Source organism: Pseudoxanthomonas wuyuanensis (genome assembly GCF_900215535.1).
Taxonomy (GTDB): Bacteria; Pseudomonadota; Gammaproteobacteria; order Xanthomonadales; family Xanthomonadaceae; genus Pseudoxanthomonas_A; species Pseudoxanthomonas_A wuyuanensis.
The window spans coordinates 112,490-124,555 of record NZ_OCND01000001.1; the positions used below are offsets into that span (position 1 = coordinate 112,490).

Genomic DNA, 12,066 nt, shown 5'->3' on the forward strand with positions numbered 1-12,066 from the left:
TTCCCGACTCCCCATGAGCGAAATCGCATTGGCTGTCATCGGCGGCACCGGCGTCTACCGGCTGGCCGCGCTCGAGGATGTGCAGAGCCGCGAAGTGCAGACGCGCTTCGGCGCGCCTTCCAGCCCCATCCGTACCGGCCGCTTGCTGGGCCAGCGCATTGCGTTCCTGGCGCGGCATGGCGAAGGCCATTCGGTGCCGCCGCACCGGATCAACTACCGCGCCAACCTGGCGGCGCTGAAGGAGATCGGTGCCCGCCGCGTGCTGGCGCTCAATACGGTCGGCGGCATTACCGAACGGTTCGGGCCGCGCGTGCTGGCCTGTCCGGATCAGCTGATCGATTACACCTGGGGCCGCATCTCCACGCTGTGCGAAGACCCCGGCGAGCCGGTGCTGCATGTGGACTTCGGCGAGCCCTACACGCAGTTGCTGCGGCACAAGCTGCTGGCCGCCGCGCGGGTCACCGGGGCGGTGGTGGTCGATGGCGGCTGCTATGGCGCCACCCAGGGCCCGCGCCTGGAAACCAAGGCCGAAATCGCCCGCATGCGCCGCGACGGTTGCGACCTGGTCGGCATGACCGGCATGCCCGAGGCCGGGCTGGCGCGCGAGCTGGGGCTGGATTACGTCTGCCTGGCCATTGTCGCCAACTGGGCCGCCGGCTGCGGCGACGGCGAGGAGATCACGATGGCCGAGGTACTGGCCAATGTCGACTCCGCTTCCACCGGCTTGCCGGAGTTGGTCGCAGAACTGGCACGTGGGTGATTGTCAACGCGGCCCGAGATTTGCATACTCGGCGCGTGTGACGGCATGTCACACATTCCACCCGCAATCACACAAGGAAACGCAAGCGCTATGCCGTACGGTACCGTGAAATGGTTCAACGATGCCAAAGGCTTCGGATTCATCGCGCCAGAAGATGGCAGCGCCGATGTCTTTGCCCATCACACAGCGATCAATTCCAAGGGCTTCCGCAGCCTGCAGGAAGGCCAGCGCGTCAGCTACGAAGTGACCCAGGGTCCGAAGGGCGCCCAGGCTTCCAACATCACCCCGGCTGCCTGAGCCGACTTGAAGATTTCTTCGAACCCCGCTCCGGCGGGGTTTTTTATGGAACTGCGCCGAAGGGAAGTCCGTGGCTGAGCGGGACATCGCCGTTGTCGGTTATGGCACCGCCGGCCAGGCCGCGGCGGTGCTGCTGGCGCGCGACGGGCATCGGGTGCAGGTGTTCGAACGCGCGCCGGTGCTGGGACCGGTGGGGGCCGGCTTCCTGCTGCAACCGACGGGGTTGCAGGTGCTGTGGGAGCTGGGATTGCTGGACGCGGCGCTGACGCACGGCCGGCCGGTGCACCGGCTGTACGGGGAGACGCCGTGCGGCCGGGCGGTGATGGACATGCGTTATGCCGGGCTGGCGGCAGATCTGTACGGGCTGGGCATGCAGCGCGGCGCGCTGTTCACGCTGCTGGCGCAGGCCCTTCCGCCGCAAGTGCCGGTGCATTGCGGCCGCCGCATCGTCGAAGTCGAAACCGCGGCCGGAAGGCTGCGCGACGAACACGGCCATTGGCATGGGCCGTTCGATTTGATCGTTGCCGCCGACGGCGCCGGTTCGCAACTGCGCGGGCTGACCGGCAGCGTGCGGCTGGATGCGCCGTATCCGTGGGGCGCGCTGTGGTGCCTGGTGGCGCAGGAAGACTGGGCCTGGTCCGATCAACTGCGCCAGCGTTACGTTTCCGCGCGCAAGATGATCGGCCTGTTGCCGGTCGGTACCCGGCCGGGCGATGCCACGCCGCGGCTGAGTTTTTTCTGGAGCCTGCCGGCCAGCGATTTCGACGGCTGGCAGCAGCGCGGTCTGCCGGCCTGGCGTGAGGAAGTGGCCCGCTTGTGGCCCGAGGCCGAGCAACGGCTGCATGCCATCGGCGAATGCGCGCAGCTGGCGCGCGCCAGCTATCGCGACACGGTGATGCGGCGCTGGCATTGCGGTCGGCTGGTGCTGGCCGGCGACGCCGCGCATGCGATGAGCCCGCAACTGGGGCAGGGCGTCAATATGGCGCTGATGGATGCATTGGCGCTGCGTGATGCCTTGCGCGCCGAGGCGCTGGTAGCAACGGCGCTGCACCGCTATCAACGGCAACGCCAGGCGCATGTGGGTGTCTACCAGTTCTGGAGCCGCTGGCTGACGCCGTTGTTCCAGTCCGAACGCGACACGGTGGCCAGGCTGCGCGATATCGCCTTCCTGCCGCTGGGCAAGCTGCCCGGTGGGCGTGGCCATATGCTGCGCGTACTCAGCGGAACCCAGCACGGCTTGCTTGGCAAATTGGAGCTGAAGCCGGAGTTCCTGGCGGCGCTGGTGCAGGGAGGGCAGCAGCGGGAAAGTCCTGGCGAAGGTTGGGCATCGATCAACGCGGATCAATACCGATAAGGCGTTACGCATGCCGCCTTGGCTCACGCCTAGCGCACTCTCCGCCGCCTCCATCCCGCCAGTCGTCGCCTTTGGCGAGCGTGACGGGGAGTACACCTTTGCCTTGCAGAAGTGGTGCCGGCACCGGAGTTGCGATGAAGCGTCACCGATAAAGCTTCATCGCGACTCACGTCGCTCCTACAAGGATTTGTGATTTCAGACGGTTTTTTTTCTCCGAGCGCCTGCAATCTGTTCAGAAGCCGATGGCCAGGGCGGTGCGGGACCGTACGCGGCATGGACGCCGCGTAAGAGCCTGCATGGGTGAGGCCAGCGCTTGCGAAGCACGGCTTCGCGCGCAGCCGAACGCCCGCCACCTGCGATGGTGGGCCGGCCCCGCATCGCGGGCATTTACGGCGTGTCCCGCACCGCCCTGGCCATCGGCTTCCACGTAGACGTTCCCTCACTTGGGAGAAGACCCAAAAAAATCTGTCCGCTTGTTGCGGTCGCGGCTCGCGCCGCTCCTGCAGGACGCGGCGAGATGCGGGAGAATCGCGGCAGACACCTGGGAGGGCGCGATGAACGGATTGCCACCATTCGAGACCCATGCGGTCGACAACCAGCCGCCGCCGTTCGAGCCGCGCGATTTATGGGCCGACGACGTGGCGCTGCGCGAGGCGGCCGAGCGCGAAGGCGCGCGCGATTTTGTGCCGACGCTGGCCGGATATGCGCGGCTGGCCGGCGATGAACTGTACCGGCTCGGCTTCGACGCCAACCGCGACAAGCCGCGGCTGAAGACCCACGACCGCTACGGCCAGCGCATCGACACGGTCGAGTTCCATCCGGCCTATCACCGGTTGATGCAGGCGGCCAAATCGCACGGCGTGGCCGGGCTGTCCTGGCACCAGGCGCAACCTGGCGGCCATGTCGCCCGCGCCGCGCTGAGCTATCTGCATCACCAGGTCGAAGCCGGCACCAGTTGTCCGCTGACGATGACCCACGCCGCCGTGCCGGTGCTGCAGCGCGAGCCGGCATTGCGCGAATGGGCGGCCAAGGCCGCCGCACCGGCCTACGATCCGCGCGATGTGTCCATCGCCGGCAAGGCCGGCATCACCATCGGCATGGGCATGACCGAAAAGCAGGGCGGCTCGGACGTGCGCGGCAACGCCACCGTCGCCACGCCGCTTGCCGGCGACGGCGAGTATTCGCTGGTCGGGCACAAATGGTTCTTTTCGGCGCCGATGTGCGATGGTTTTCTTGTGCTGGCGCAGGCACCGGGCGGACTGAGCTGCCTGCTGCTGCCGCGACGGCTGCCCGACGGCAGCAAGAACGCGTTCCGGCTGATGCGGCTGAAGGACAAGCTGGGCGACTGGTCCAACGCCTCCAGCGAAGTGGAATTCTGCGGCGCCTGGGCGCGGCGCATCGGCGATGAAGGCCGCGGTGTGGCGACCATCATCGAGATGGTGATGCTGACGCGGCTGGACTGCATGCTGGGTTCGGCGGCCGAAATGCGGATGGCATTGGCGCAGGCATTGCACCATGCGCGCCACCGCCGCACGTTCGGCAGGCTGCTGGTCGAGCATGCGCTGATGGGCAATGTGCTGGCCGATCTGGCGCTCGAATCCGAGGCGGCGCTGGCGCTGTCGATGCGGGTGGCGCGCGCAGTCGACGCCGCGCCGCAGGACCCGACCGAAGCCGCGTTCGCGCGCATCGCCACCGCCGTCGGCAAGTACTGGATCTGCAAGCGCGCACCGGCGTTCGTCAACGAGGCGCAGGAATGCCTGGGAGGCGCCGGCTATGTGGAAGAGTCGATGCTGCCGCGGCTGTACCGGCAGGCGCCGCTGAATTCGATCTGGGAAGGCAGCGGCAACATCCAGTGCCTGGACGTGCTGCGCGCGCTGACGCGCGAGCCGGAAACCGCGACGGCGCTGCTGGGCGAACTGGCGACCGCATCCGGTACCGACCCGGTGTTCGACCGGTTTGTCGCCCAACTGCGCGCCGGGCTTTCCGCCGTCGGCGAAAGCGGTGCACGCCTGCTGGTCGAACAGCTGGCGCTGGCGTTGCAGGCCGCGGTGCTGCTGCGCACCGGCAGTCCGGCCGCCGGCCCGTTCGTGCGCAGCCGGCTCGGCGGCGAACACGGGCTGGCGTTCGGCACGTTGCCCGCCAGCACCGACATCGCCATGGTGCTGGCACGGGCATTGCCGGATTGACGGAAGCGGACAACCACCGATAGCGCAGGGACGCCCGCGCAAAACGGCAGGCTTGCGGCGTTCGCCCTCAGCGCGTGGCCAGGGCGCGCGAGCCGGTAACGATCAGGCGCACCATTTCCGAGAGCTCTTCGATCAGCTCCGGGTCCTTCTCCGGCGGCAGATCCATCGCAACCGCGCCCATTGCGAATACCAGGCGGGTGATGGCGCGCGAGACCAGGGCGGGCTCGTGCAGCGGCGCGTTGTCGCGGGCAGCCAGGCGGATCAGGTCCAGCCGCAGTTCCTCCTCGAAGAACTGCAGTTCGCGTTCGACCGCGTGCTTGAACGCGTTGGAGCCCACGTTGCCCTCGCGCAGCAGCACATGCAGTAGCTTGTCGTCGGCGCGCAGCTGCTCGATGAAGGCTTCCACCGAACCGCGCACCACGCTGCGATCGCTGCTGGCGGCGCGGTGGCGGGCCTCGCCGATGATCTTGCGCAGCGAACGGCCGGCAAGATCGATCAACGCCACCGCCAGTTCGTCCATGTCGCGGAACTGGCGATAGAAGCTGTTGGGCGCAATCCCGGCTTCGCGCGCCACTTCGCGCAGGCTGAGCGTGGACACGCTGCGGTGCGGGCCCAGCAGCTTCAACGCCGCCGCCAGCAGGTCCTCCCGCGAAATCGAGGCTTTGCGGCCGGGGCCGTGGTCGTCGGGGGGCAGGAGATCGGCAGGAGCGTTCACGTGGGCGGGCTTGGGAGGGAGAAATGCATCATAGACCCAAGTATTAATATACAAGTGTATACACGGATGTCCTTACGACGGTATAGTGGCTGCCATGAACGCCCAGATCCGTCCCGCCGGCCGCCGCCGGCCCAGTCCGCTGAAACGGCTGATCCGCCCCCTGGTAAAGCCGGATGTCTTTGATTTCTGGGCTTCCCGGGTCAACCGCTGCTGGTCCTGGGAGCGCCCGTTGGCACGCCTGGTCGGCCGTGAGGCCGCCTCCTGCGACGCGGTGACCCTGTTGCTGAAGCCGAACCGCCACTGGGCCGGCCACCGGCCGGGGCAGCACGTCAACCTGGGGGTGGAAGTCGATGGCGTCCGTATGACCCGCAGCTACAGCCTGACCGCGCCGCCGCGCGCCGATGGCCTGCTGTCGGTCACGGTGAAGGCCATCGAGGGTGGCCGCGTCAGCCGCTATCTCTGCAATGAAGCCATGCCTGGTGCGGTGTTCGAGCTGGGCCAGGCGTTCGGCGGCATGACCCTGGCCTCGCCGCCGCAGGACCGCCTGTGGCTGCTGGCCGCCGGCAGCGGCATCACGCCGATGATGGCGCTGGTGCGCCAACTGGCCGGGCAGGGCATGCCGGCGGATCTGGCGCTGACCTATTGGGTACGCCGGCGCGAAGAAGCCTGCTTCCTCTATGAACTGCGCGCATTGGCGGCGCAACACCCGCGCTTCCGCTTGCGGCTGATGCTGACGCGCGAAGGCGCCATTGCCGATGACGAGGGCGAAGGCCGCCTGTGCGAGGGCCATCTGGAAGGCATGCTTGCCGATGCTCTGGCCGCGCAGCAGGTGATGGCCTGCGGCCCTGGCGGTTTCGTCGAAACCGCCCGCATCCTGCTGGCCGGGCGTACCGCATCGTTCCAGGCCGAGGCGTTCACTCCGCCACCGGTGACGGTGGTGGACGAAGGCGAGGTCGACGTGCGCCTGTTGCGCAGCGGCCGCACCCTGCGCCTGCCGCGCGGCCAGTCGCTGCTTACTGCGCTGGAAGCGCAAGGCCTGAAGCCCGCCTCCGGCTGCCGCATGGGCATCTGCAATACCTGCGCCTGCGGCAAGTCTGCCGGCAGCACCCGCCACCTGCCCAGCGGCGCGCTGGACCACGACATCAACCAGGCGCTGAAACTGTGCATCCACAGCGCCGCCACCGACCTTGAGCTGGACCTCTGATGAGCACTGCCGCACCCACCGTCCGCAACCGCGCCCTCAGCCCCGAAGAACTTGACCGCTTCGGCGAAGAACTGGATGCGCTGCGTGCGCGCACCGTCGCCTCGCTGGGCCCGCGCGATGCGCGCTACATCCGCAATGTGGTCAAGGCCGTGCGGTACAGCGGACTGGCCGGGCGGGTGCTGCTGTTCGCCGCGGCCATCGCCGGCGGACTGTGGCTGGCCGACAGCGCGGTGGGCTGGCTGTTCTGGGTGCTGTGGGCGGCCGGTGCGCTGGCGCTGGGCCTGGGCAAGATCCTGGAGAACATGGAACTGGGCCATAACGTCATCCACGGCCAGTACGACTGGCTGGGCGACCCGCAGCTCAATGGCAAGACCTACGACTGGGATATCGTGGCCACCGCCGACAACTGGCGCTACACGCACAACTACCGCCACCACACCTACACCAACGTGCGTGGCATGGACGACGACATCGGCTACGGGCTGCTGCGCATCTTCCCGGAACAGAAGTGGAAGCCTTTCTATCTGCTGCAGCCGCTCATCGCGGTGTTCTTCGCGCTGTACTTCCAGTGGGGCGTGGCTATCCAGGATCTCAAGCTGGGCCGCTGGTGGCACGGCAAGATGACCACCCAGCAGCTGCGCCGCAAGTCCGCGCCGGTGGTGCGCAAGATGGGCCGCCAGCTGGCCAAGGACTACATGATCTATCCGGCGCTGGCCGGTCCGTTCTTCCTGCCGGTGCTGCTGGGCAACCTGGTCGCCAATGGCCTGCGCAACGTGTGGACCTACGTGATCATCTTCTGCGGGCATTTCACCACCGACGCGGAAACCTTTTCCAAGGAATGCATCAAGAACGAATCGCGCGGCCACTGGTACCTGCGACAGCTGCGCGGTTCATCCAACCTCCGCGGCGGGTTCCTGATCAACGTGTTGTCGGGCAACCTGAGCCACCAGATCGAGCACCACTTCTATCCGGACATCCCGGCCAACCGCTATGCGGAACTGGCGGTGGAAGTGCGCGAAATCTGCGCCCGCTATGGCCAGCACTACAACACCGGTACGCTGCCGCGGCAGTTCGGCCAGGTGGTCTGGCGCATCCTGCGCCACGCCTTCCCCAGCCGGCCGCGCAAGGCCGTGCCGATGGTGCAGGCCGAAGCCGCTGCATAACCATAACCCCGCCCCGGCTGGCGCCGTGGCAGCGCCAGCTTGCGGGAGCGCCGTCCGCGGCGCGGGCCTGGTTTCAGGTTGGGGCCAAGGGAAAAGCTCGCGGCCGGGAGGCCGCTCCTGCTCAGGCGATAAGATCAATCCAGGAATTGCAACCGCGCCAGTTCGGCGTACAGGCCGCCCTGGGCTAGCAATTGCTCGTGCGTGCCCTGGGCGATGATGCGGCCGCGGTCCATCACCACGATGCGGTCGGCCTTCAGTACGGTGGCCAGGCGGTGGGCGATGACCAGGGTGGTGCGGCCGGCCATCAAGCGCTCCAATGCGTGCTGCACGGCGCGTTCGCTCTGGGCGTCCAGCGCGCTGGTGGCCTCGTCCAGCAGCAGGACCGGCGCATTCTTCAGCAACGCGCGGGCGATGGCGATGCGCTGCTGCTGGCCGCCGGACAGGCGCGCGCCGCGTTCGCCAAGCTGACTGTCGAAACCTTCGGGCAGCTCTGCGATGAAACCGTCGGCTTCGGCGGCTTCGGCGGCCGCGCGCAGTTCCTCGTCGCTGGCATCGAGCTTGCCGTAGCGGATATTGTCGGCGGCGCTGGCGGCGAAGATGGTCGGCTGCTGCGGCACCAGCGCGATCTGTTCGCGCAGTTGCGCCGGATCCAGCTGGCGCAGGTCGATGCCGTCGATGCGGATGCTGCCGGTCTGCGCATCGTGGAAGCGCAGCAGCATCGAGAACACCGTGCTCTTGCCGGCGCCGGACGGGCCGACCAGGGCGACGGTTTCGCCCGGCTGTACGCTCAGCGAAAAATCTTCCAGCGCCGGCAGATCCGGCCGCGATGGATAGTGGAAGCCGACGCGGTCGAAGCGGATCTCGCCGCGCACCGGCGCCGGCAGCGCTTGCGGATGCGCGGGCACCGCGATGGCGGAAGATTCCTGCAGCAGCTCGGCAATGCGGCCCATGCCGCCGGCGGCGCGCTGCAGTTCGTTCCAGACTTCGGCCAGCGCACCGACCGAACCGCCGCCGATCAGCGCGTACAGCACGAACTGGCCCAGGGTGCCGGCGCTCATGTCGCCGTTGATGACATCGTGCGCGCCGGACCACAGCACCAGCGTGATGGCGCCGAAGATCAGGGTGATGGCGCCGGCGGTCACCCAGGCCTGCGCACGGATGCGTTTGCGCGCGGTTTCCACCGCCACCGCCACCGCGGCGCCGAAACGGCCCTGTTCGTAAGGTTCGCGCGCATGCGCCTGTACGGTACGCACCGCACCCAGGGTTTCGCTGGCCAGGGTATTGGCATCGGCCACGCGGTCCTGGCTGGCGCGCGAGGCTTTTTCCAGCCGCCGCGCGCCCAGCACGATCGGCAGTACCGCCAGCGGGATACCCAGCAGCGCGAAGGCCGCCAGCCGCGGGCTGGTGACGAACAACATGGCCAGGCTGCCCACCACCGTCACGCTGCTGCGCAGCGCCACCGACATGCTGGTGGCCACCACCGTGCGCAGCAGCTCGCTGTCGGCCGACAGCCGCGAGACCAGCTCGCCGCTGCGGCTGCGGTCGTGGAATTGCGCATCCAGGCCAATCAGGTGCGCGTACAACTGCTTGCGCAGATCGGCAACGACTTTTTCGCCCAGCAGCGAAACGAAATAGAAGCGCGCCGCGCTGGCCAGCGCCAGCACCACCGCCACGACGAACAGCAGCAGGAATGCGCGGTTGATGTTGGCGCCGTCGCTGAAGCCCTGGTCGATCATCCGCCCGAACGCGACCGGCAGGCTCAATGTGGCCGCCGATGCCAGCGCCAGCGCGCCCAGCCAGGCCAGGAACAGACCGGTGTGCCGGCGCACGAACGGCCACAGCGCACGCAACGTGCCCAGCCTGGCGCGGGCGGTCTTGTCGGTCGCGGCGGCGACGGCGGAAGGCAGGGCGGGGGCGGGATCAGTCATCGGCATCCATTTGGGCCGTATCCGTAATGATCAGCCGCACCCGGTTACGGGTGGCGTCGCGCAGCCGGGTTTTCAAGGTGTCGACCTCGCCGGCCGGCAGGCTGACCGTCAACAGGGCGCCGGATTCATCGAAATCTTCGCGGATTTTTTCCGCGCCGTGCGCCGCCAGCGCGTTGTGGACGCTGCCCAGATCCTCGAACGGACAGGCCAGGCGCAGCGTATGCATCGCTACCAGCGGCTGCCGTTGCGCCAACCGCAGGCATTCGGCCGCAGCGGCGCCATAGGCGCGGACCAGACCGCCGGCGCCCAGCTTGATGCCACCGAACCAGCGCGTCACCACCACCATCGTCTGGTCGTAGCCCTGGCCTTCGATGGCCGCCAGGATCGGGCGTCCGGCGGTGCCGGCCGGTTCGCCGTCGTCGCTGGAGCGGTATTCGCCGCCGATACGGTAGGCCCAGCAGTTGTGGGTGGCATCGGGATCGGCGACCTGCTGCAGGAACGCCAGCGCCGCTTCCGGCGTGGTCGCCGGCGCGGCATGGGCCAGAAAGCGGCTGTGCTTGACCTCCAGCAGATGCGAGGCCGCAACGGCAAGGGTGTCGCTCATTCGGCCAGCAGCGGCCGCAAGTCTTCCGGCACCTTGCGGAACGGGTGTTCCTGCACGTACAGGCGCAGGCTGGCGGCGGCGCTGGCGCCGTCGCCCAGGTCGCGGCGCAGGCGGATGCGCTCCAGCCATTCGTCCGGCGCCAGACGGGCGTCATCGTGCACCGGCACCTGCAGATCGGTGCGCTGCAGGCGCGAGCCGGTGACGGCGATCCGGTCCAGCGTCTGGCCTTCCTCGGCGGCGGCGCGGCGTTCCTGCCGCTCGCGTTGCGCCTGGGCATCGCCAGCGGCGCTGCGTGCGCGCCGGAAACTGTCGCTCTCGGAGCGCATTTTTTCGGCGGACGCGTCATGGCCGGCGGCTGCGGCCAGCTCGGCCGGATTGCCGGCGAACGCCGCCCTGGCCTGGCTGGCCGGAGCGCTGGCAGGCGCGGGAGCGGGCGGGGGCAGCGGCAATGCGATGGTTTCCGACGGCGCGCTGGCGGCCGCAGGCGGCGGCGTCTGTGCCGATTGCCGCGGGGCGGCTGCCGGCGCGGGAGTGGCCTTGCGCAGGGCCGGCGTTGCCGTCGCTGGAGGTGCCGTATCGCGCGGTGGCGGCTCAGGCGGCGATTCCGGCCTGGGCGGCGCTGCGGGCGCCGCCGGCAGCAGTTTGCGGGCCGCAGGCGGTGCCTGCTGCGCAGAGGCGGGCGGTTGCGGTTCGGCCAACACCGCGCTGCGGTCTTCCGCTTCGGGCGCGGCGGCCGAATCTTCCGCCACCTTGGCGTCGGCGGCGTCGGCCATTTCCGCCGCAACCGGCGCCTCGGCGATCAAGGGCGCCTGGTCCACCGGCCGCAACTGCCAGGCCACGCCGATGGCCAGCAGCGCCGAGGCGGCCAGGCCGAAGGCGACCGGCCAGCGTGGTTTCGGCCTGGCGGACGGACGGGAGACCTCGGCACGCGCGGCGGCAAGGATGCGCGCATCCAACGCCGGCGAGGGATCGCCATGCGGCCCCAGCCGCGCCAGTTGCTCGGCCAGCGCACGTTCTTCAGGGGTCAGCGGTTGCTGGGGCTTCATTCGTTCAATCTCGCGCGCAACTTGTCCATCGCATACCGCAGCCGCGACTTGACCGTTTCCCGGCCCACGCCGGTGATATCGCCGATTTCCTCCAGGCTCAGTTCCTGCTCCAGCCGCAACTGCACCACTTCGCGCTGCTCGTCGGGCAGTTCGGCCAGCGCCAGTTGCAGGCGCCGGCGTTGTTCGAATGCCGACAGTTGCCGCTCCGGGGTGTCCGGATCGGCGACCCGGGCAGTGCGCTCTTCGGCGTCTTCCGGCGCCGGCGGACGATGCTTCGAAGCGCGCCAGTGGTCGTTGAGGCGATTGTGGGCGATCCGGAACAGCCAGGTGGTGAAGGCGGCTTCAGGTTTCCAGCCGCGCCGTGCCGCGATGACCCGTTGCCAGACGTCCTGGAAGAACTCGTCGGCCAGTGCCGAATCGCGCAGATTGCGCATCAGGAAACGGTACAACGCACCGCGGTGGCGGCCATAGAGCTGTTCGAACGCGCCTGCGTCGCCGGCCGCATAGGCCAGCATCAAGGTTTCGTCGGAGGGCTCGGCAAGGTCGTTCACCGCCATCAGCGTAAGCGGTTCGCGTGCGCTCGGGAAGCCGGTCGCCGGAGTGCCGGCGCGCCTGTTCAGCCAGAAAGCCGGCAGTGCGGCGGCGGCGGGCGAGGGCAGGGTTGGCAGGTAGGCAAGATTGGCCATGGCAGTGGTAACGGACCAGCGCCGGGTCCGGGGTTGGCCGCAGATTGCCGTCCCGGACGTCGCTGAGGGTATGCTCATCCGTCATGGGCTGCATCAACCCGAAACCCGACTTCAGGCCAGACC

At 68.6% G+C, this 12,066-nt stretch carries 11 protein-coding genes; 6 read left to right on the forward strand and 5 right to left on the reverse strand.

Features of this window, described 5'->3' with window-relative positions:
- Positions 1-13: 13 nt before the first annotated feature.
- The 4 genes from CRO39_RS00575 (at position 14) to CRO39_RS00590 (ending at position 4,597) form a co-directional block, all read left to right on the forward strand.
- Positions 14-760, forward strand: a complete 747-nt coding sequence (locus tag CRO39_RS00575; protein WP_097119938.1) for an S-methyl-5'-thioinosine phosphorylase — start codon at positions 14-16, stop codon at positions 758-760.
- A 90-nt stretch (positions 761-850) separates the two neighbouring features.
- Positions 851-1,057, forward strand: a complete 207-nt coding sequence (locus CRO39_RS00580) for a cold-shock protein (protein WP_097119939.1) — start codon at positions 851-853, stop codon at positions 1,055-1,057.
- 70 nt (positions 1,058-1,127) lie between these two features.
- Positions 1,128-2,411, forward strand: coding sequence for an FAD-dependent oxidoreductase (locus tag CRO39_RS00585; protein WP_097119941.1), 1,284 nt, complete (start codon positions 1,128-1,130; stop codon positions 2,409-2,411).
- 554 nt (positions 2,412-2,965) lie between these two features.
- Entirely contained in the window at positions 2,966-4,597 is a 1,632-nt protein-coding gene (locus CRO39_RS00590) for an acyl-CoA dehydrogenase family protein (protein WP_097119944.1), read from the forward strand.
- 67 nt (positions 4,598-4,664) lie between these two features.
- Here the strand turns inward: CRO39_RS00590 and fabR are convergent, their stop codons facing one another.
- A complete protein-coding gene (fabR, locus tag CRO39_RS00595) occupies positions 4,665-5,291 on the reverse strand; it encodes an HTH-type transcriptional repressor FabR (RefSeq protein WP_097120723.1) in 627 nt (208 codons plus the stop codon).
- A gap of 115 nt (positions 5,292-5,406) precedes the next feature.
- Here fabR and CRO39_RS00600 point away from each other — a divergent pair, with 115 nt between their 5' ends.
- Positions 5,407-6,516 carry a ferredoxin reductase gene (locus CRO39_RS00600; protein WP_097119947.1) on the forward strand — a complete coding sequence of 370 codons (1,110 nt, stop codon included), beginning with the start codon at positions 5,407-5,409 and terminating at the stop codon, positions 6,514-6,516.
- Positions 6,516-7,679: a fatty acid desaturase family protein gene (locus CRO39_RS00605; RefSeq protein ID WP_097119948.1), complete on the forward strand. Its 1,164-nt coding sequence runs from the start codon at positions 6,516-6,518 to the stop codon at positions 7,677-7,679. The genes CRO39_RS00600 and CRO39_RS00605 overlap by 1 nt, the downstream gene beginning before the upstream one ends.
- A 134-nt stretch (positions 7,680-7,813) precedes the next feature.
- Here the strand turns inward: CRO39_RS00605 and CRO39_RS00610 are convergent, their stop codons facing one another.
- The 4 genes from CRO39_RS00610 to CRO39_RS00625 are packed head-to-tail and all read right to left on the reverse strand — an operon-like array spanning position 7,814 to position 11,814.
- Positions 7,814-9,607: an ABC transporter transmembrane domain-containing protein gene (locus CRO39_RS00610; RefSeq protein ID WP_097120724.1), complete on the reverse strand. Its 1,794-nt coding sequence runs from the start codon at positions 9,605-9,607 to the stop codon at positions 7,814-7,816.
- Entirely contained in the window at positions 9,600-10,211 is a 612-nt protein-coding gene (locus tag CRO39_RS00615; RefSeq protein WP_097119949.1) for an IMPACT family protein, read from the reverse strand. The genes CRO39_RS00610 and CRO39_RS00615 overlap by 8 nt, the downstream gene beginning before the upstream one ends.
- Positions 10,208-11,257: a hypothetical protein gene (locus CRO39_RS00620; protein ID WP_097119950.1), complete on the reverse strand. Its 1,050-nt coding sequence runs from the start codon at positions 11,255-11,257 to the stop codon at positions 10,208-10,210. The genes CRO39_RS00615 and CRO39_RS00620 overlap by 4 nt, the downstream gene beginning before the upstream one ends.
- On the reverse strand, positions 11,254-11,814 hold the full coding sequence (locus tag CRO39_RS00625; protein WP_425479654.1) for an RNA polymerase sigma factor: 561 nt from the start codon (positions 11,812-11,814) through the stop codon (positions 11,254-11,256). The genes CRO39_RS00620 and CRO39_RS00625 overlap by 4 nt, the downstream gene beginning before the upstream one ends.
- Positions 11,815-12,066: the final 252 nt, after the last annotated feature.

Excerpts from the sequence above, each read along its gene's own strand:
- CRO39_RS00575 (WP_097119938.1), top strand. The coding sequence starts at position 14 with ATGAGCGAAATCGCATTGGCTGTCATCGGCGGCACCGGCGTCTACCGG.
- CRO39_RS00580 (WP_097119939.1), top strand. The coding sequence starts at position 851 with ATGCCGTACGGTACCGTGAAATGGTTCAACGATGCCAAAGGCTTCGGA.
- CRO39_RS00590 (WP_097119944.1), top strand. The coding sequence starts at position 2,966 with ATGAACGGATTGCCACCATTCGAGACCCATGCGGTCGACAACCAGCCG.
- CRO39_RS00600 (WP_097119947.1), top strand. The coding sequence starts at position 5,407 with ATGAACGCCCAGATCCGTCCCGCCGGCCGCCGCCGGCCCAGTCCGCTG.
- CRO39_RS00605 (WP_097119948.1), top strand. The coding sequence starts at position 6,516 with ATGAGCACTGCCGCACCCACCGTCCGCAACCGCGCCCTCAGCCCCGAA.
- CRO39_RS00610 (WP_097120724.1), bottom strand. The coding sequence starts at position 9,607 with ATGACTGATCCCGCCCCCGCCCTGCCTTCCGCCGTCGCCGCCGCGACC.
- CRO39_RS00615 (WP_097119949.1), bottom strand. The coding sequence starts at position 10,211 with ATGAGCGACACCCTTGCCGTTGCGGCCTCGCATCTGCTGGAGGTCAAG.
- CRO39_RS00620 (WP_097119950.1), bottom strand. The coding sequence starts at position 11,257 with ATGAAGCCCCAGCAACCGCTGACCCCTGAAGAACGTGCGCTGGCCGAG.
- CRO39_RS00625 (WP_425479654.1), bottom strand. The coding sequence starts at position 11,814 with ATGGCGGTGAACGACCTTGCCGAGCCCTCCGACGAAACCTTGATGCTG.